General features: G+C 67.2%; 14 protein-coding genes and 1 pseudogene. 5 read left to right on the top strand and 10 right to left on the bottom strand.

Annotation, left to right across the window (positions count from 1 at the left end; genetic code table 11):
* Positions 1 to 948 precede the first annotated feature (948 nt).
* Positions 949 to 1869 (bottom strand): alpha/beta fold hydrolase, encoded by a 921-nt coding sequence (locus ACTWPT_RS25385; RefSeq protein WP_443179938.1) that lies wholly within the window; start codon positions 1867 to 1869, stop codon positions 949 to 951.
* 75 nt (positions 1870 to 1944) lie between these two features.
* Between ACTWPT_RS25385 and ACTWPT_RS25380 the strand changes: the two genes are divergently transcribed.
* Both ACTWPT_RS25380 and ACTWPT_RS25375 read left to right on the top strand, forming a co-directional pair.
* Positions 1945 to 2574, top strand: coding sequence for a winged helix-turn-helix transcriptional regulator (locus ACTWPT_RS25380; protein WP_443179937.1), 630 nt, complete (start codon positions 1945 to 1947; stop codon positions 2572 to 2574).
* 343 nt (positions 2575 to 2917) lie between these two features.
* Positions 2918 to 3022, top strand: a pseudogene (locus ACTWPT_RS25375) (helix-turn-helix domain-containing protein); the annotation flags it as partial.
* 317 nt (positions 3023 to 3339) lie between these two features.
* Here the strand turns inward: ACTWPT_RS25375 and ACTWPT_RS25370 are convergent.
* Positions 3340 to 4104 carry a PhzF family phenazine biosynthesis protein gene (locus ACTWPT_RS25370; RefSeq protein WP_443179936.1) on the bottom strand — a complete coding sequence of 255 codons (765 nt, stop codon included), beginning with the start codon at positions 4102 to 4104 and terminating at the stop codon, positions 3340 to 3342.
* Positions 4105 to 4272: 168 nt separating this feature from the next.
* Here ACTWPT_RS25370 and ACTWPT_RS25365 point away from each other — a divergent pair, with 168 nt between their 5' ends.
* Positions 4273 to 4656, top strand: coding sequence for a cell division protein SepF (locus ACTWPT_RS25365; RefSeq protein WP_443179935.1), 384 nt, complete (start codon positions 4273 to 4275; stop codon positions 4654 to 4656).
* A 584-nt stretch (positions 4657 to 5240) separates the two neighbouring features.
* On the opposite strand, the gene ACTWPT_RS25360 is transcribed toward ACTWPT_RS25365, so the two are convergent.
* From ACTWPT_RS25360 to ACTWPT_RS25340, 5 genes are all read right to left on the bottom strand, one after another.
* Positions 5241 to 6530, bottom strand: a complete 1290-nt coding sequence (locus ACTWPT_RS25360) for a hypothetical protein (RefSeq protein WP_443179934.1) — start codon at positions 6528 to 6530, stop codon at positions 5241 to 5243.
* Between the two features lie 164 nt (positions 6531 to 6694).
* Positions 6695 to 8422, bottom strand: coding sequence for an arginine--tRNA ligase (argS, locus tag ACTWPT_RS25355; protein WP_443179933.1), 1728 nt, complete (start codon positions 8420 to 8422; stop codon positions 6695 to 6697).
* Positions 8419 to 10848: an HAD-IC family P-type ATPase gene (locus ACTWPT_RS25350; protein WP_443179932.1), complete on the bottom strand. Its 2430-nt coding sequence runs from the start codon at positions 10846 to 10848 to the stop codon at positions 8419 to 8421. The genes argS and ACTWPT_RS25350 overlap by 4 nt, the downstream gene beginning before the upstream one ends.
* Positions 10849 to 10890: 42 nt before the next feature.
* The gene (gene plsX, locus ACTWPT_RS25345; RefSeq protein WP_443179931.1) at positions 10891 to 11910 is read right to left on the bottom strand and encodes a phosphate acyltransferase PlsX; all 1020 of its coding nucleotides are present in this window, start codon (positions 11908 to 11910) and stop codon (positions 10891 to 10893) included.
* A gap of 702 nt (positions 11911 to 12612) precedes the next feature.
* The gene (locus ACTWPT_RS25340; RefSeq protein ID WP_443179930.1) at positions 12613 to 13170 is read right to left on the bottom strand and encodes a DUF1707 SHOCT-like domain-containing protein; all 558 of its coding nucleotides are present in this window, start codon (positions 13168 to 13170) and stop codon (positions 12613 to 12615) included.
* 201 nt (positions 13171 to 13371) lie between these two features.
* Between ACTWPT_RS25340 and ACTWPT_RS25335 the strand changes: the two genes are divergently transcribed.
* Complete coding sequence (locus ACTWPT_RS25335) at positions 13372 to 14688, top strand: KamA family radical SAM protein (RefSeq protein ID WP_443179944.1); 1317 nt, start codon at positions 13372 to 13374, stop codon at positions 14686 to 14688.
* A 394-nt stretch (positions 14689 to 15082) separates the two neighbouring features.
* Positions 15083 to 15868: a hypothetical protein gene (locus ACTWPT_RS25330; protein ID WP_443179929.1), complete on the top strand. Its 786-nt coding sequence runs from the start codon at positions 15083 to 15085 to the stop codon at positions 15866 to 15868.
* Between the two features lie 471 nt (positions 15869 to 16339).
* Here the strand turns inward: ACTWPT_RS25330 and ACTWPT_RS25325 are convergent, their stop codons facing one another.
* The 3 genes from ACTWPT_RS25325 to ACTWPT_RS25315 all read right to left on the bottom strand — a co-directional run bounded on the left by ACTWPT_RS25325 (position 16340) and on the right by ACTWPT_RS25315 (position 18659).
* On the bottom strand, positions 16340 to 16513 hold the full coding sequence (locus tag ACTWPT_RS25325; RefSeq protein WP_443179928.1) for a hypothetical protein: 174 nt from the start codon (positions 16511 to 16513) through the stop codon (positions 16340 to 16342).
* Between the two features lie 351 nt (positions 16514 to 16864).
* Positions 16865 to 17731: an ABC transporter ATP-binding protein gene (locus ACTWPT_RS25320; RefSeq protein ID WP_443179927.1), complete on the bottom strand. Its 867-nt coding sequence runs from the start codon at positions 17729 to 17731 to the stop codon at positions 16865 to 16867.
* Positions 17724 to 18659: an ABC transporter permease gene (locus ACTWPT_RS25315; RefSeq protein ID WP_443179926.1), complete on the bottom strand. Its 936-nt coding sequence runs from the start codon at positions 18657 to 18659 to the stop codon at positions 17724 to 17726. Before ACTWPT_RS25315 ends, ACTWPT_RS25320 begins: the two co-directional genes overlap by 8 nt.
* Positions 18660 to 19084 lie beyond the last annotated feature (425 nt).

Genomic DNA, 19084 nt, shown 5'->3' with positions numbered 1-19084 from the left:
GTTGTGATCTTCTGCGTCGACAACAGAAATGATCGACGGGAGCCGCGAGCTCGCTCAAGAGCCGACCGCACCCCAGCCACGCGAGCACGAGCAGTCAGGCTTCAACCCCGATCAAGTTCGAAGAGCCAGTATGAAGCGACCGACGGGTTGGAGTCGTCGACGGGTGCGTGCTTAGGGCTCCAGACGTAGCCGTAGGTGTCGACGTTAGCGATGCCAGTGCGATGCAAGCGACCAGTTTCCTCACGCCTTGGCTGTCCCGTCTCAAGAAGTTGCCCGCGGTGCCGTTCAGGAGATCGTGCAGCGCGAGGAACATCGTTGGACCGCGTCGCCTGCGGCCCAGCCGGCGGGCCTGACAGTACGTGAGACCGCAGCAGCAACTCGGCAGCCTAGCGGTTGATCTTGGTCGATAACGCTTCTACTCGAGAGCTCCTCTGTCTGGCGATCAAGCACTCTCGTACAGCATGCCAGCGACGCTGCCGGGCTTCAGGGCGGCCTTTGCGGACACGGCCCGCCGACGGCGGTGGGTGGAGCGGCGGCGTCTTCGGCGAATGGGACGCGGGTGTGACTCGCAGCGATAGGTGGCGGTGTTCTCGCACCGTCAGATGGCACCGATGACGAGGGTGCTGCGGGCGGTTTCGACGACGTCGGCGGTGACGGTGTGGAGTTCATTGATCTTCATGACACGGTGGACCTGCGCGTCGGAAGCTGGCAGGGGCCGGTGTAGGCAGTCGATCCGCCCTGCTGGTTCTGGCCGACTATGTTCGGCTCTTCCGAGCTGCGGTAGGGGTGGGCGTCGTGACGGTGGTGGCGAGGTGACTGTGTGAGAGTGGTCGACGCCTCCAAGATCGGTGGCGATCAAGCCAACCGGACCGTAGGGCCTCGACTTGTCCGAGCCTACGGCGCGTCTTGCTGCGCGCTGCCGTCACGACCCGTGCGGGTGAGAGTGGTCTACAGGTCTGTCTCACCCGCACGACTCGCGTCTCCGCGCTGCGTCGCTGCCCAGTCGCGGATCGCGGCGACGAACTCCTCGGGTGCGTCGGACTCCACGTAGGTGCCGGCGCCTTCGACGATCACGGTCTTGTGCTCGGGGAAGACCACTTGCAGGCGCTCGCGCTCCTGGGGACGGAAGGCGATGTCGGCCTCACCCCACACGATCAGTGTCGGCAGGTGGGCGAGATCCGGAAGGCCGGCCTCGACCTCGGCGAAGAAGGGCCGGCTGGCGAGGACCCGGCCGGGGAGTACGGCGGAGGCCTGGCGCCGCTCGGGGGTGTCCAGCGCCCGGCGGTAGTGGGTCATCTCGGCTGCGGTCGGCTTCCGCCTTCGGTGGCCTGTGGGGATGAACGCGTTGACGAGGAGGTTGAGCCGCCGGACCAGGAAGCGGATCGGGGGTCCCCCGAGGATGCGAGAGAAGGCCTCGAAGTGGAGGACGCCATTGACCGGCCAGGCCCAGGTGTTGGCGAGCACCAGCCGATCGAAGACGCCTGGCCGCCGCTGCACGACGGCCAGGCCGATCAGGCCACCCCAGTCCTGCCCGACCAGAGTGACCTCATTGAGGCCGAGCACGTCGACAAACCCGGTGACCACGTCTGCGTGCTCCTCGGGCAGGTAACGGTAGCCGGGCTTCGGCGTCGACAACCCGAAGCCCGGGTAGTCGAGGGCGATGCACCGGAAGTCGTCGCGCAGCGCGCGGATCACGTCGCGCCAGAGGAACGACCAGGTCGGGTTGCCGTGCAGCAGTAGCAGTGTGGGACCCGACCCCTCGTCGACGTAGTGCACGGTGTGCCCGTCGATATCGACAAAGCGGCTCTCGAACGGGAACAGGCCGTCGTCGACCCAGGCGGGCCGCGCGCTCTTGGTGGTACCGGCCATGACGGCCCCCTCTCGCCTCGGTCTTGCAGTAGGCTTGAGTCTGTCAAGCGTACTTGAGATCGTCAAGTAAGAGGCATGATGCGTAGCTACGGCCAGTACTGCGGGCTCGCCCGGTCCCTCGAAGTCGTCGGCGATCGTTGGAACCTACTCATCGTCCGCCAGCTCCTCATCGCCCCCGCCCGCTACCGTGACCTGATCGACGGCCTCCCCGGCATCGCGACCAACCTGCTTGCCGACCGGCTCCGCGACCTCGAGGCCGCGGGCGTGGTCGAGCGGCGACTGACCGGCGAGGGCAGCGTGGTCGAGTACGCCCTCACGCCGTGGGGTGCCGAGCTGCGCCAGCCGATCGAGAGCCTGATCCGCTGGTCCACCCCGCTGATGGTCCGCGCCCCCGACGGCGACTCCTTCCGCCCCGAGTGGCTCACCCTCGCCGTCCCCGTCCTACTCGACGCCCGGGTCAAGGTCCGCCCCTCGGCGACGGTCGGCCTCGAGATCGGCGACCCGCCCTTCCAGCTCCGCGCGACGCGCTCCGGCTTCGAGGTCGGCCCGCATGACGGCCGCGCCCTCGACGCCACCGTCCGCGCAGACCCCGCCTACGTCCTCGGCCTCGCCGACGGCGCCCTCACCCTCAGCGACGCCCGCGCCCTCGGACTGGTCGAGATCGACGGCGACGAGTCCGTCGTCCGCGCCGTCTTCGCCGCCTGACGGGGCCGCTCCGTCAGGCGCGCGGTGGCAGCATCCCGTGGAGATACCGCTGGACCTTGGCACCGAGAGCGGCGGTGATCGTGGCTGGCGGCAACGCGACGACATCGCACACACCTTCCGAGAGGACCCCGACGTTGACCGAGCCTACGACTGCTCCTGCTGCGCGTTGTTTTAACGAGGCCACTGAGGTAATCCCAGCGACTTTCACCTGATCATTCCGTGCTCGAAGTGGGTGAGAACGAGCGCCGCTTTGGCGAGCTCACCGACTCGGCTGGGGCTGAGGTGGACGGAAAGCCGCCCGGTGTCATGAGGCCTTGCAGGTTGGCGGCGAAGGCTCGGGGTTTGCCGGAGTACCAGGCGTCGATTTCCTTACACCGTCCAGCAGATCGCCGACGAGTTCGGCGTCACCCGCCCCACCATCTACCGACACCTCACCAAGGACACGTAACCCCAGCTCAGGGGCATATCCGACGGAAATTCCTACAGGACTACCGGGACCCCGGGTCAGTTCCCAGACGCCGTCGGCTCCGCAGTGAGGAAGCGCTCCCGGCGGCCACGACGGCTCTTGGACGCCCTTCAGGGGCACCGCGCCCGGGCGGACCCGTACGGTAAGGCCGGAGCCGATCAGCGGGCTCGGCGTATGCCAACGGAAACGGTCGAACCGGTCAGCACACCCTTGAGTCGTTGCCGATGGGGTCAGCGTGTGTCTGTTACAAGCCCCTCCTGCCCTATGTAATCTCGCGATCGCGTAAAGTGAGGTCCATGTCAGACGTGCAGGGTGCCCGAGAGGACCGTCATGGCTCGGCCGGCCAGGTGGACGCGGTCGCCGTCCAGCGTCACGCGGACCAGGCCGCCTCGCTTGGACAGTTGGGCGCCGACCAGTGAGGCGCGCCCCAGGCGGGCCGACCAATATGGCGAGAGCGCGCAATGCGCCGAACCCGTTACCGGATCCTCCGGAACGCCGACATTGGGGGCGAAGAAGCGGGAGACGAAATCCGTGTCGGTGCCACGGGCGGTGACGATGACACCTCTGGCGTCCAGAGCGGCCAAGGCAGTGATATCGGGGGACAGGGTACGTACGGTTTCCTCCGAGTCGACCTCTACCAGCAGGTCGAGCTGGCTATTTCCGACCTGCACAGGTGTCACGCCAAGTGCTTTCTCCAGACCGTCGGGCACCGTGACGGGGGTCACCTCCTTGGCCGGGAAATCCATCGTGATCATGCCGTCGGGGAGGCGATTCACGGTAAGCGTGCCGCTGGCCGTCTTGAATTCGAGCTGCCCCCTCGCCGCCCCCATGGAATAGAGCACGTGCGCCGTCGCCAAAGTGGCATGACCACAGAGCGTGACCTCGACCGCAGGGGTGAACCAGCGCAACGAATCGCCGAGCAGGAAGGCGGTCTCGGAGAGGTTCATCTCGGCGGCTACGCTCTGCATCCAACTGTCAGAAACTGGAGTCTCCAACAGACAGACGGCCGCAGGATTACCCTGGAAAGCTGTGCCGGTGAAGGCGTCCACAGTGAAGAGGCGCATGGTGCCGATGCTATCCGGGGGCCGGATATCCAGCTGCAAGCGGGCTGCAAGCCGTACAAAATGGAATTAGGGCTGGGCGTGTCGCGTGGCGAAAGAGGAATCGTCGGTTACCGTCCAATGTATAGGGACGTGCCGATTACGGTGAGTTCCTGAGGAAAGGACAAGCCGATGGGGGCAGTGCGCAAGGTGGTGAGCTACCTTGGCCTGAGCGGGGTCGATCACTACGACGAGGGCTATGACGACGACGAGCACTACGAGGACGAATATGTCCCCGCGACCGAACGGGCCGCCAGGCGGTGGCGCGCGAACGTCGACTCGTCACGCATCGTGATGGTCCAGCCGCTCAAGTACAACGACGCGCCGTTGATCGGGCAGCACTTCCGTGAAGGGCAGACGGTGATCATGGACGTCACTGGCATGGCGATGCCTGAGGCGACGCGTATGGTCGACTTCGCCGCCGGGCTGGCCTTCGGGTGTGAGGGACGGATCGAGCGCATCGCCGATCGCGTCTTCCTGCTCGCCCCGGCTCATGTGGAGATCGAGACGACTTAACAAAGAACACCTGCTGAGTGCTGAGCGGGCTGCCGCATCGGTGGCTCGCCTCGAGCACGTCCGCGACGGTTGGCGGGGATGGTGTTCGGCTGGTCGCTCCAGCGATGGGCGGGGACGACGACGCCCGGCCCGTTCACCGTAGTGAGCCGAAGTGAACCAGAGCGAGCGGGATTACGCGCAGTCGATCCGATGTAGCCGGCAAGGGCGGCGTTGAGTCGGCGCGGTGCAGCGAGCGAGGGGGCGGCGTTCAGCGGGGTTCAGCCCAGCCAATGGGATGGCGTTCAGCGGGTTCAAGCCAGCCAATGGGATGGCGTTCAGCGGGTTCAAGCCAGCCAATGGGATGGCGTTCAGCGGGTTCAAGCCAGCCAATGGGATGGCGTTCAGCGGGTTCAGTGCCGCAGCAGGGGGGGTCTGCACGGCCAACGGGGACTGCTTTCTGCCGGTGCGCCGGGTGGGCGGTGACAGTGTGGTCGGGCCAGTTCAGTCGGCAGAGGCCGCCGGGACTGCTCCTATGGGCATGGCTGGGCACGGCGGCAGGCAGCGGCGGTTCGTGAGCAGGGCCAAGGTTCTTGCCGGCCCATCCATCACGCAGCGCGCGGGCCGCGACGGATCAGGCGAGTCAGTTCGGTTGCGTCGTCAGCGGCCTGCTTCGCGCGTGCGTCCGCTTCGCGAGCGTACGCGTGCAGCGCCCACACCGCCCCTTCGGCCAGCTCCCTCAGCTCGCTGACCTGGGCGGCCACGAACTGGGCGTCCGCTTGGACCAGTTTGCGGCGCTGCCAGAGTTGCCAGCCGGCCAGGCCGATCATGGTCACGCCGGCCGCCGCGAGCAGGCTGTTGGCCACCGCCGCTCCGACAAGGCAGGCGATCCCGGTCACGATCAGCACAATCGCGGCCCATGGGAGAGGGCGCGGCACGACTCCTTCGGTCATGATCGAGTGCTCCGCCGCGGCGAGCGAGGACTGGTCAGGGCCCTCGGGACGCAGGTGGATGCGGTGGCCGAGCAGCGGCACGGTGAGTGTGGCAGGCGGCTCCAGACGGCTGTCGGCCTCCAGCTCCTCGGCCACGCCACGCAGGATCGGCGCCGCCACGTGCAGGGCGATCGCCGCCAGGTGCGGGTCGGCGCCAGGACGCAGGTCGTCGAGCAGGTGTGTGCCGAGCGAGGCCATCGGCCCTTCAGGACCGCCAGAGCCGATCAGCGAGCGCAGCACGGCGAGCGGCTCGTCCTCTGCCCAGGTCACGGCCGGGCTGCCTGAGCTATTGTCCAGCGGAGCGGTGGAGTCGTGCTCGGCCTGCCGGGTTGAAGTGATCTCCGCGCATCGGCCGCGCATCCTGGACAGCCGGTCAGTTGCCATGGACGGCCGGGCCAGCTCGGGGATCTCGGCCATCTCCGGGAAGTCGACCAGCGACGGCGGAACGACGACCGTCGGCTTGCCGGGGACCAACGCCTGGACCCACTGTTCGGGGTCGGCGTGTTCCTGGACAGCCAGGGCGTCGAGCTTACGCAGGACGAAGATCTTGCCGGCGGGGCCGTACGCGCCTCTGGCGGCGGCCAGCCACAGCGAGCGCTGGCCGTGCGTGACCGGCCGGTCGAGTGACAGCTCGCCGAAGGCGGTGCCCAGCCATGAGGCGTGGATGCGGCTGCCCTGCCCGGACACCGCGAGTGCCAGGCAGAGGAAGAGCGCGGTCCGCTGCTGGTCGCGGGCGGCCGCCCGGCTCAGCGGCTCCAGCGGGTCGTCGCCGGCGAGGATGGCGGCCAGTGCTTGGATGGCCGAGGGCAGCCAGTAGCCGGGTACGTCGGGAAATCCCGGCGCGGCGGGCGGCACGCTGCCGTTCGCGGCGAGGTGCGCCAGCAGCGCCTCGGCGTAACGATGCACCTCCGTCGCTGCTTGGGGGCTCGCAGTCAGGTCCGTGCTCAAGGCAGAGAACTCCCCCATGTCGGCCTCAGTTCATGACCGCGTAAAGCCTAGCCGTTGGGGCGCGCCAACTCGATGGAGGCGCGCCCACGACACGGAACGGGAGACTTTAAGGCAACTGCCGGTTACATGCGTTCGGGGACGGGAACGCCCAGAAGATCGAGTCCGGTTTCCAGCACGCGCAGGGTCAGCGCGCACAAGGCCAGCCGGTGGTCTCTGGTCTCGGGGTCGACGCCCGCCTTGATCACCGGGCACTCCTCGAAGAAGGTGCTGAACAGACTGGCGGTCTGGAACAGGAAGTTGCACAGCCGGTGCGGCTCGGAGTCGGCGGTGATCTGCATGAGCAGCTCGCCAAAGCCCAGCAGGTGGAGGCCGAGGGCGCGTTCGGCGGGCGCGGCCAGCACGATGGAGGCCTTCACATTGGCCGGCTGGATGCCGGCCTTGCGGAAGATGGAGCGGATCCGGGCCGTCGCGTACTGAATGTAGGGGCCGGTGTTGCCGGTAAAGGACAGCATGCGGTCGAAGTCGAGGACGTACTCGCTGTCGTGACTGACCGACAAGTCGGCATATTTCACCGCACCCATGCCGACGTAGCGGGCGATCTCGTTCCGGGTGGCCTCGTCGTAGCCCCGCTCGGAGATCGCCGCCGAGGCCCGGTCGATGGCCTCCTGCAGCAGGTCCATCAGCTTGGCCGACTCGCCGGAGCGGGTCCTGAACCGGCGCCCGTCCTTGCCCAGCATCATGCCGATCTGGATGTGCTCGGCCGAGACGGAGTCCGGCAGCCAGCCCGCCAGCTTCGCCGCCGCGAACACCATCTTGAAATGCAGCGTCTGCTCGTTGCCCACGACGTAGAGGATGCGGTCGGCCTTGAGGTCGTGGACGCGGTAGCGAATGGCCGCCATGTCCGTGGTGGCGTACCCGTAACCGCCGTCGCTCTTCCTGATGATGAGCGGCAGCGGCTTGTCGTCGGAGCCGGTGAATCCGGGCGGGAACACGCAGAGCGCGCCCTCGCTCATCACCGCCGTCCCGGACGCCTCCAGGTCGTCGCAGGTTCTCTCCAGCATGGGGTTGTACATGCTCTCGCCGGCGATGTCGGCGTTGGTCAGGGTGACCCCGAGGAGCTCGTAGAGCTTGTTGAAGTAGCGCACGGTGGCGTCCATGAAGACGTGCCAGAGTCGCATCGTGGTGGGGTCGCCGCCCTGCAGCGTGGTCACCCGCGAGCGGGCACGCTGCCTGAACGCCTCGTCGCCGTCGAACTTGACCCGCGCCGCCTGGTAGAACTCCGTCCCCATGCCGGCCTCGAGCTGCGCGACGGCGGCCTCCTCGCCGATGTCGAGCAGGTGCTCGATGAGCATGCCGAACGGCGTGCCCCAGTCGCCCAGGTGGTTCTGCCTGATCACGGTGTTGCCGAGATGCTCGTGCAGGCGGGCAAGCGAGTCGCCGACGATGGTGGTGCGCAGGTGGCCGACGTGCATCTCCTTGGCCGCGTTGGGCGCGGAATAGTCGACCACCACGGTCTGCGACGGCGTGATCATCCCGACGCCGAGCCGCGGGTCGGCCGCCATCTGCTGGGCCTCGGACGCGATCCATGAGTCGTCGAGTGTGATGTTGAGGAAGCCGGGCCCGCTGACCTCGACCGTGCCGGGGAAGTCCGACAGCTCCGCCTTGATCGCCTCGGCGACCTCCCGCGGTGCCCGTCGCAGTCGCTTGCCCAGGCTCAGCGCGACGTTCGCCTGGAAGTCGGCGAACTGGGAAGGCCGGATCAGCGGGTCTGCGTCGGCGTGCTCCGGGCCGAACGCGTGCGCCAGCGCCTGCTGGACGCGCTCGGTGAGCACTATCTGCGGGTCGGTCATGCTCTAAGGGTACCGGCGACCTTGACCGCGATGCTGATCGCCGCGGCTGCCACGAGCGAGACACCGACGGCGGTCAGATCGTTGCTGATGTCGCCCGGTTCGAGGGCGAAGAAGGCCCTGACGAACGGCAGCGTCAACCCGATCCCGAACGCCGCCGCCATGCAGCCGACCAGCACCACCCGCCACCAGTTGAGCGGCCTGGCGATCAGTACGAGCACCCACCACGTGGTGAGGAACAGTGTGATCACCGCGGACGTCTGATCCTCGACGAGCGTGGAGGTCCCGCTGTGCGCGGCCCAGAACGAGATGAGCACCGCCACCGCGCACAGCACCCCCGCCGGCACGGCGAAACGCAGCACCCGGGGCACGAACCCGGGCTTGGAACGCTCGAGCGTGGGCGCGAGCGCGAGGAACAACGCCGGGACACCGATCGTCAGGGCGTTCGTCAGCGTCGAGTGGCGGGGCGCGAACGGGAACATCACTCCGGCCACCCCCACGGCCAGCGATAACACGATCGCGTAGAAGGTCTTGGTGAGGAACAGGTTGGAGACCCGTTCGATGTTGGCCAGGACCCGGCGGCCCTCGCCCACGACGTGCGGCAGCGTCGCGAACTTGTCGTCCAGGAGCACCACTTGCGCGACCGCCTTGGTCGCCGGACTGCCCGCGCCCATCGCGATGCCCAGGTCGGCGTCCTTCAGCGCCAGCACGTCGTTGACGCCGTCGCCGGTCATGGCCACGGTGTGGCCGCGGGCTTGCAGCGCGGCGACGAACTTGCGTTTCTGCTGCGGGCTGACCCGGCCGAAGACGGCGTGCGAGTCCAGCAGCTCGCCCAGCTTCTCCTCGTCGTCGTCAGGGAGGGTTCTGGCGTCGATCGAACGGTCGGCGTCCGGGATGCCCAGCCCGATGGCGATCGCGGAGACCGCCTCTGGGTTGTCGCCGGAGAGCACCTTGATCGTCACGCCCTGCTTGGCGAAGTAGCGGAGGGTCTCGCAGGCATCGGGCCTGATGCGCTGCTTGAACGTGACCAGGGCGACGGCCTCCAGCACCACGCTCCCGCTGTCCGCCACGCTCCCGCTTTCTGCCGCGCTCCCGCTGTCCGCCGCGGGGCCGTCGTCCGCCACGGGGCCGGTGGTCGATGCGCGGCCGGTGGTCGCGGTGGACGTGCTGCCACCGGTTGCGGCGGGCAGGCGGTCGGCGCGGCAGAGTGCCAGGACGCGGGCGCCGGTGGTGGCCAGCGCGGCGGCCCGGTCGTACCCGTCGCCGCCGTCCAGCAGCACGTCGGGGGCACCGAGCATCCATGCGCCGCGCTCGCCGAAGTCGGCGCCACTCCACTTGCGTGCCGAGGAGAACGGCACGCTGTCGCGGGCGGTCCAGCCGTCGCCGGGGGCGGGGTAGTGTGCCCGGATGGCCCGCGCGGTGGCGTTCGGCTGCTGGTCGAGGTGCGACAGGGCGGCCAGCGCGGCGTCGATCGGCTGGTCGTCGCGCAGCGGCAGCACCTCGTCCAGGTCCATGCCGCCGGCGGTGAGAGTGCCCGTCTTGTCCAGGCAGAGCACGTCCACTCTGGCCAGGCCCTCGATTGCGGGCAGTTCCTGGACCAGGCACTTGATCCGGCCCAGGCGTACGACGCCGACCGCGAACGCGATCGAGGTCATCAGCACCAGCCCCTCGGGGATCATGGTCACGATGCCCGCGACGGCACCGGTGATCGCGGTGCCGAAGTCGACCGAGTTGTTGACCTGGCTGTAGATCAGCAGGGCGCCGATCGGGATGACCAGCCAGGTGATGTACTTGATGAAGTTCGCCACGCCCGCGCGCAGCTCGGAGTGCGCGAGGTGGAACGTGCTGGCCTCCTCGGCCAGCTTCACGGCGTACGCGTCGGTGCCGACCTTCGTGGCCACGAACGCGCCCGAGCCCGCCACCGCGAAGCTACCCGACAGGACTTGGTCGCCCGCCTTCTTGTGCACGGGGTCGGCCTCGCCGGTCAACAATGACTCGTCGACCTCCAGTCCGTCGGACCGGACCATCTCGCCGTCGACCAGCAGGCGGTCACCAGGGCCGAGCAAGATCAGATCGCCGAGCACGACCTGGTGGGGCTGGATCTCCTGCTCCCTGCCGTCCCGCCGAACCGTGACGGGCGCCTCGTTGATCACCGCAAGCTTGTCGAGTGTGCGCTTGGCACGTAACTCCTGGACGATGCCGATCAACGCGTTGGCCACGATGATCAGCCCGAACAGGCCGTCCTGCCACTCACCGAAGATCAGGATCAGCGCCCAGAGCACGCCGATGACGAGGTTGAACAGGGTGAGGACGTTCGCCCTGATGATCGCGCTGAACGATCTGCTCGACCGGCGCGGCACATGGTTGGTCTTCGCGACCGCCACTTGTGCCGAGGTGAGCCCATTCACCGTCAAGGTGAGCCCGTCCACATAACCCCCCGTATCTGTGGATCGGCCTCAAAGACTACGGTGTCACCACAGTCTGTGTGAGCGATGCGTGGCGGCGATTCTCTCGCCGATCCCGGCCACGATCCCTTCCGTGGACAGGTCGGCCGCGAGCTGGCAGGCCGCGCTGATCGCCGGCGCCTTGGACGCGCCGTGGGCGATGACGACCGTGCCATTCAGCCCGAGCAGCACCGCGCCGCCGTACGCCTCCGCGTCGAGGCGGCGGCTCAGCTCGCGCAGCTTCGAGCGCTGCAGGGCGGCGCCCAGCCTCGCCAGCCTGCTGTCCTCGATCGCGTGCCTGAGCTCGGCGAAGGCATACCGGACCGCGCCCTCCATAGTCTTCAGCGCCACGTTGCCGGTGAAACCGTCGGTCGTGATCACCTCGACCTTGCCGGTCAGCAGGTCGTAGCCCTCCACGTTGCCGGCGAAGTTGATGTCGGGGGAGGCCTGCAGCAGCTCGTGGGCGCGCTTGACGAGTTTGTTGCCTTTCTCGGCCTCGGCGCCGATCGTGAGCAGGCCGACCTTGGGATGGGTGATGCCGTGGGCCAGTTCGGCGTAGGCCGTGCCCAGGTGGGCGAACTGCACCAGCATCTCCGGCTTGACCTCGGCGTTGGCGCCGGCGTCCACGAGCAGGGTAGGGAGGGGAAGCGTGGGGAGCGCGACGGCTATGGCGGGTCGCTGCACGCCCTGTTGCGCTTTGAGCCGCAGTCTGCCAGTGGCCACGATGCCTGCCGTGGAGCCGGCCGACACCACCGCGCTGGCGTCGCCACGCCGTACGAGGTGGCAGGCGACCGCGATGCTGGAGCGGGGGCGGCGCAGGCTGGCCAGCGCGCCCTCGTCCATCGCCAGAGCCTCCTCGGCCCGTACGATCGGGACCTCCTTGGTGGCGTCATGGTCGGCGAGCGCCTCGTAGAGCACGCGAGGAGAGCCGACGAGCACGATGGGCAGGCCGCGCTCGCGCACGGCGTGCACCGCGCCCGCCACGATCTCGTGCGGTGCGTGGTCGCCGCCCATGGCGTCCAGCGCGATGGGCTTGCTGTCGGACAATGATCACCTCGTACGGCATCGAGCCCGCCGTCACGGCTTGGCCGGAACGCGGGCTCGGTATGTCCGCATCGTAGGCGAGGCAGCTGCCAGGTTAACCGGCGGGTAGGCCCTCTTGGTTCCCGCCATCGCCCCTTCCAGTCCCACCCTCTTATTGGACTGAACGGGAACCTCCTGCCGGGCGGGGCAAGGGACGAATGCGCACGCGGTGGATGGCCGACATGTCAGCGTCTTCGGATCTCTGTGTTTACGTGAGTAAAACGGACATCAGCGTAGCCTCGTCGCATGCCGGCCGAGGCCGGGGAAGCGATCAGGTGGAAGCCGATGCCGCGTCCGTCCGGCGAGCCGGGCGGACCGTGGCTGAGAACCGCGTTGTCGGGGCCTGACTCCGCATCCCTGGAGGGAGTGCGGCTCTTGGGCCACCGCCCCGCCGGACGCTGTCCCGGTGGTGGGGACACCACTGGGGGCGGGAACCGGGCGCCAGTCAGGCACCCGGCTGTGACTGAACATTACCGTCCGATTACCTTCAGTCGCAACCGATCGGCCCAGAGAAACCCACAGTTCTACGGGTAGCCATAGGTTCGCATAGCGAGCGCATGCAACAGTTCATACTCTTAGGGGGTCAAGAAGACGCGCCGTATCGGCGGCCCGCCGGTGAAGGTCAGAGGCCGTTCCCCCGGAGGGCAATCAGCCGAAGTGCGCCGTTCAATGCAGGTTCCAGTCGTCCTTGCTGCGGGAGACGATCACCTTCGAGAACATGGACTTTCCCGTCACCCGGATCAACGGCCCATCCGCATGGGACCCGCCGGTAACATTGCGCTTGCCGAACATCGATCCCCCTTCGTCGATCACGTGGGCGTTGTCGGGAACCCGCACGATGAGCTTGCTGAACCAGGCGTTCGTCTCGATCGTGATCTCCCGCCCGGGCAGCACGGCGTCCGAAAGGTCGATGATGAGCGCCCCGAAGCGCGCGGTGAGCTTGGTATTGCGGGAAGCCACCCAGCGGCCCTTGCGTACGATCTTGCTGAACTTCGAGTCAATCATCTGCCGCTCGATGGCGACCGGCACGCTGGATGCGGACACCTCGGGCAGGTCCCGGGTCAGGGGGACGAGCTCGCCGACGGTCTTCGCCGTGTAGGCGATGTCCAGGCGGTCCGCGTGCTCGACGCTGGTCAGTCTTCCTGTGGCGAGCGCCTCGCTCAGCACAGCGGCCACGCGGTCGCGGTCGCCGTCCGAGGCGCGCAGGTCCGGATCGTCGGTCACGAAGAGTCAGTGTAGGCCAAATCGCGATATGTCGCGAGTATCGTGAACCGAACGCTGATCCTTTCCGTGAACCTGAAGGAAAACTTGGAGGCCAGCGGAACCGCTGACGCGGCGAGGAGCGTCCGGGTATTAAGGACCGTAGACGCGCGACAGGGTCGTGAGGTTTACACCCGATCGAACAAAAAAGATGGGAAAGGCCTAGTGATCTTGAACCAAGCTGGCACACGACGCTTCAAGGCGTACACGTCCAAGCACCTCGACGAGCTCCTCCAGCGTGCGGGGCTCGGCGACGAGGAGCGGCTGAAGGTTCGCGCCGTGGCCACGGTGCTGCCCTTCCGGACGAACGCCTATGTCGTGGATGAACTCATAGATTGGTCGGCAGCGCCCGACGACCCCATCTACCGGCTCGTCTTCCCTCAGGAGGACATGCTTCCCGCTGCTGACGTCGCCAGGCTGGCCGATCTGCTGAAGGCCGAAGCGCCCAACGCCGAGATCCAGGCCGAAGCGAATCGGGTACGCGCGCAGCTCAACCCGCACCCCGCGGGCCAGAAGGAGCTCAACGTTCCGAAGATGGACGACGAGCCCGTGCCCGGCATGCAGCATAAATATGACGAGACCGTGCTGTTCTTCCCCAAGCAGGGGCAGACCTGTCACGCCTACTGCACCTACTGCTTCCGATGGGCGCAGTTCGTCGGTGACGCGGACCTGAAGTTCGCCTCCGACGACATCGGCCAGCTGGTGTCCTATATTCGCCATCATCCGGAGGTCACCAGCGTCCTGATCACCGGCGGCGACGCCATGATCATGGGCGAGTCCGTCATCAGGCGATATATCGACCCGCTGCTCCAACTCGAGCAGCTGGAGTCGATCAGGATCGGCACCAAGGCGCTGGCCTACTGGCCGCAGCGTTTCACCACCGACCCCGACGCGGACGCCACGCTCGGCCTGTTCGAGGAGGTGGTGAACGCGGGTAAGAACCTCGCGTTCATGGCCCACTTCTCGCACCCGCGCGAGCTGGAGTCGCCGCTGGTCGAATCAGCGGTCAAGCGTATTCTCGGCAGCGGCGCCACGATCAGGACCCAGGCGCCGCTGATCAGATCCATCAACGACGATCCCGCCGTGTGGTCCTCCATGTGGCGGCGGCAGCTCAGAATGGGGATGATCCCCTACTACATGTTCGTCGAACGCGACACCGGGCCACAGGATTACTTCGCTGTTCCACTGGCGCGCGCCTACGAGATCTTCCGGGATGCTTACTCGACGGTGTCCGGGCTCTGCCGCACGGTCCGGGGCCCGTCCATGTCGGCCACGCCCGGCAAGGTGTGCGTCGACGGCGTCACGGAAATCGCCGGGGAGCAGGTCTTCATGCTCCACTTCATCCAGGCGCGCGACCCCTCCCTCGTGGGGCGGCCGTTCTTCGCGCGCTACGACCCGACGGCGGTCTGGCTGACGGATCTGCGTCCGGCCTTCGCCGATCGTTTTCCGTTCGAGCCGGCCGAAGCACTCCTGCCGGTCTGACCGGTCCCGCGCGTCCACGCGACCGGAAAACCCGCGCCCCCGGTCCGGCACAATTGTTTTAGCGACCCATTGTGCACGGACCGGGGGATGCGTCCGCGGCTTCCCGCGGACGCATCAATCGCCTGCGCTATATCGGAAATAAGACCCTCCTATTCCCGTTTTGTCTTCCGATCAACGCTCCCCCCTTACTGGGTAACCAGGCTGCAAACCCCAGTTACATGGGCATTCATGCGCCTGCGGCCGATCACCGCGAGTGATAGAACTGCTGGCGTAGCTCAGCCGCGATGCCACGCTCCGTGTGGTGCCCATAGCGTGTACGCCGCGGCATACGGGGGTTATCGATTCGCATTTCCACCGCATTCGAGAGCGATCGATCACGAGCCGGGAAGGCAACATGAATCGACTAGTCAAGGCGGCGGTCGCCGTCACAGCATTCGGCTTGGCGGCGGCTTTGGCCGTGCCAGCTCAAGCGGAAGTCCAATACAACACCGCCAGGTACGCTCCCACCGGTGGCCTGGGCGACGTCACCAATCTGGCAGGCAGTCCGCTCGGCGGTCTCCTGAGCGGGGTCACCGGCGGTGGCCTGCTCGGCGGGCTGCTCGGCGGCGTCACCAAGGCCAAGTCCGCTGCTCAGTCGGCGCCCGACGCCGGCCAGCTGACCGAGGCGCAGCGCGACGCCGCCATCGCGACTCAGGGCGGGGGCGGCGTCGGCGGTCCGAACGCGGCCGAGGACGTCACCCGCCTCGGCGGACCGCTGCCCGAGCTGTCGCCCATCGCAGGCCAGCAGCCGCTCGGCGGGGGCGGCGTGACCAAGTCCCTGCCCGGCCTGTCGGGCGCATCCCGCCTGGCGCAGCCGGCGACTTCGTCGGTCGAGACCGCCAGGCAGAGCCAGGGCGAGACGACCGCCGCCGACACCATGAACGGCGCTCTGAAGGGCTTCGAGGTCCTGACCAGCGAATCCACGCTGGCCGGCCTCGCAGAGGCGGCCAGGAACGCGCTGCCCGGCCTCACGACCGGCGAGCTGCCCACGATGGTCGGGCAAGTCGCCCCCGCCGAGGTCGCCCCGGTCGTCGAGATGCTGCCCGGGGCCACCGGCTCCTACGGCGAACTGATGACCGCTCTCGGGTGGAGCTCCAACGCGCTGACTAGCTCGGTGCAGGACTCCTGGGTTCACGACTAGACGCGAGGTGCAGGCGGAGAGCGGCTGACCGAGAGCCGGCATGGCGGTTCGCGGGCGTCCTAGGTGCCAACGCTCGGGAACCGGGTATGGCGGTGATCAAATAGCCGGTCTCGTGTGCCGCGCCGTTCTTCTCGCAGGGTGGCGGCGCGGCACACGCCACTCTCCACTTCGCTTATGCGCTTCCTTCTCACTTTCCCTTGCCCGCCTTCTTCGCCGCCGTGGCCGGCGCTTCCGGCGAGGACCCTCAAATCAAGCCCATCCTTTACGCGCTGCCGTGGCTTCCCACCCGCCGCACTCCGGTTGAGCGCCCTCCAGGGACACGGCCTCTGACCCTTCACCGGCTGAGCGCCGTTACGGAGCGCATTGTTGGCCCCCTAAGGCTCAAGGCGTCAGCCGCTCAAGGCCTGAGGCGTAGGCCGCCTGTGGCTCCAACGCCCGTCGGCCCAGGGCTCCAACGCCCCTGCCGTCGGCTCAGGGTAGGCGGACGCCTGTGCGGCGGGCTATTTGTGCTTGCAGTCTGGCCATCTGCCAGTGCAGCTCGAGGAGCTGCTCAGCGAGCTGCATCCGCGGAATCTCGGACACCTCCTCGGTGGCCAGGTGGTCGATCGCGGCCGAAAGCTCTCCCATCGCGCGCCCCCACTCCATCACCGATCCTCGGATCGAAACGACGTTCGAATCCTATCGGAACGCCACCCCCGATGTCAGTCTTTTGTCCCTAGAGCCACGCTGGTTTCGCACACGAGATCGAACGGCCGGAGGTAAGCCGAACCATGGAGCCGGTCCACGTGGGCTCGCGTAGCGGCGCTCAGCCGGTGAAGGGTCAGAGGCCGTTCCCCTGGAGGGCCATCAGCCGAAGTGCGGTGGTAGGGAGCCACGGCAGCGCGTAAAGGATGGGCTTGTCGACTGTGTCAGGGGGCGTGTCCCCGGAGGGCCATCAGCGGAAATGCGGCGGGTGGGGGTTGTGGCGCCGGGTCAAGCGATGATCAAAATATCCGGTCAGCCTTTGTTGTAGGCGGCGATGACTTCCTTCGGGTCGCCGTCCATTTTGATCTTGCCCTTGTGCAGCCAGATCACGCGGTTGCAGGTCTCCTCGATGACCCTGAGGTCGTGGGCCACGAGGAAGACGGTGCCGGCCGACTCCCGGATCTGGCGGATGCGTTCCTCGCTCTTCTTGCGGAACTCGCGGTCTCCGGTGGCCAGGGCCTCGTCGATGAGCAGGACGTCGTGGGTCTTGGCGGAGGAGATGGCGAAGCGCAGGCGGGCGCCCATGCCGGAGGAGTAGGTGGACATGGGCAGCTGGACGAACTCATCGATGCCGGAGAAGTCGACGATCTCCTGGTATTTCTCCCGGACCTCGGCCGGGGTCATGCCCATGGCGTAGCAGCCGAGCACGATATTGCGCTCGCCGGTCAGCTCGCGCATGAGGGCCGCGTTGACGCCCAGCAGCGAGGGCTGGCCGTCGGTGTAGACGGCGCCCTCGTGCGGCGGCAGCAGGCCCGCGATGGCGCGCAGCAGCGTGGACTTGCCCGAGCCGTTGCGGCCCACGATGCCGATGGCGTCGCCGTGGTAGGCCACGAAGGTGACGCCCTTGACCGCGTGGACTTCTTTCATCTGCGGGCGGCCCTGGCGCCTCAGAATGCGCGTGAGGGCGTTGACCGCGTTGCCCTTCTCGGTGTCCGAGGCCGCGCCGTAGACGCGGTAGACGATGTGGAGGTCGTCGACGATGACGGTGGGAGTGCCCGTGGGGACGTCGAGCGGCCGTTTGCCCGAGGGTTCCGGGTTGGGATGCACCCTCACGTCCTTGCCGGGGACGGCGGGCTTCTCGCCCATCACCTGTGACAGCTCCTTGGTCAGTTCAGCCACGCCCGTACCTCTCCTCGGACCGCCAGAAGTACCAGAAGCCGAAGCCGAGAGCGAACACCGCCCAGAATACGCAAGACACCAACACCATCGTCGGCGGGTGGTGACCGTACCCGGGATTGTGCGTCTTGATCAGGATCTCGCGCATCCATTCGATGTAGGAAGCTGCGGGATTGAGGTACATCAGATCGGCTACCCACTGGGGTAGGCCCGCAGAACCGACGACCTTGTCCTGGATCGAGAAGAAGACACCCGACGCGTAGAGCCAGGTGCGCGTGATGAACGGCAGCAGCTGGTTGAGGTCGCGCAGCGAGGCGCCCAGCCTGGCCATGACCAGACCGGCTCCGACGTTGAACAGCGTCTGCAGGAGCAGCACCACCGGGATCATGAGCCAGTAGAAGGTCGGCCACTCCCCGGTGGCGACCACGAGGGTGAAGAGCACGCCCATGGAGATGGCGAGCTGCTGGAGCTCCTGGATCGTGTAGGCAAGCGGCAGAGAGGCGCGCGGGAAGTGAAGGGCCCGGATCATCGAGAGGTTGCCCGAGATCGACTTGGCGCCCGCGGTGACGGTCCGCTGCGTGTAGGTGAAGATGAACATCCCGGTCAGCAGGAACGCCGGGTAGTTCTCGATGTTCTTGCTGCCGCCCAGGATGAGGCCGAACATCAGGAAGTAGATCGCGGCGTTGAGCAGGGGAGTCAGCACCTGCCACAGCTGGCCCAGGGCCGAATTGGAGTATTTCGTGACGTTGCGTGAGGTCGCGTACGTCAGGATGAAATGTCTCCGCTGCCACAGCTGGCGCAGGTAGACAGGGAACCTCGGCCGCGCGATGGCACGGCGAAGCCCATATCGCTTGGCGAGCTTGGCCAGCGGCTCCTGCCCGCTTCGGCCGCCCGCCTGGGCGTCCGCGACAGCGGATTCCGGCTGGCTCATGGCAAGGACTCTATTGGATCCCGGTCGGTGGGGTGCCTGTCGCACGGGACGGCGACAGTCAGTTGGACGGAGCTTTGGGACGCTGGGTTCCAAGGCGTCGTCAAGACCTGCTCAACCGTAGCCCAGCGGGGGCACGGTGTGGTGGCAAGGCGCGAGCACTGCCGTGTAGGGGGTAATTTTCATCGACTGTTCATGTCCAGACTTGACCGATTGCTGAAGCTTGTACGCTTTAGAGCCGATCGCGCCGAATGTCTGTGACGTTGGATAGGCGCACGTGTGACCGAACTGCAACGCGCCAGAGACTCGCTGGTGGCAAGTAGTAAGGGATAGTCGCGATCGACTGGCAGGGCGTTCAGCTGGCTTGACCATGTCAGCCAAACCCGGGGGAGATACCAGGACTCTCCCGTCAGGCTGCGCACACCACC

The sequence above is a fragment of the Nonomuraea sp. 3N208 genome, from assembly GCF_052245935.1.
In the GTDB taxonomy this organism is placed as follows: Bacteria; Actinomycetota; Actinomycetes; order Streptosporangiales; family Streptosporangiaceae; genus Nonomuraea.
This window is presented reverse-complemented; position numbering and strand designations above follow the sequence as displayed.

Coding starts and splice junctions, on each gene's coding strand:
- ACTWPT_RS25385 (WP_443179938.1), bottom strand. CDS start 1,869: ATGGCCGGTACCACCAAGAGCGCGCGGCCCGCCTGGGTCGACGACGGC.
- ACTWPT_RS25380 (WP_443179937.1), top strand. CDS start 1,945: ATGATGCGTAGCTACGGCCAGTACTGCGGGCTCGCCCGGTCCCTCGAA.
- ACTWPT_RS25370 (WP_443179936.1), bottom strand. CDS start 4,104: ATGCGCCTCTTCACTGTGGACGCCTTCACCGGCACAGCTTTCCAGGGT.
- ACTWPT_RS25365 (WP_443179935.1), top strand. CDS start 4,273: ATGGGGGCAGTGCGCAAGGTGGTGAGCTACCTTGGCCTGAGCGGGGTC.
- argS (WP_443179933.1), bottom strand. CDS start 8,422: ATGACCGACCCGCAGATAGTGCTCACCGAGCGCGTCCAGCAGGCGCTG.
- ACTWPT_RS25330 (WP_443179929.1), top strand. CDS start 15,083: ATGAATCGACTAGTCAAGGCGGCGGTCGCCGTCACAGCATTCGGCTTG.
- ACTWPT_RS25325 (WP_443179928.1), bottom strand. CDS start 16,513: ATGGAGTGGGGGCGCGCGATGGGAGAGCTTTCGGCCGCGATCGACCAC.
- ACTWPT_RS25315 (WP_443179926.1), bottom strand. CDS start 18,659: ATGAGCCAGCCGGAATCCGCTGTCGCGGACGCCCAGGCGGGCGGCCGA.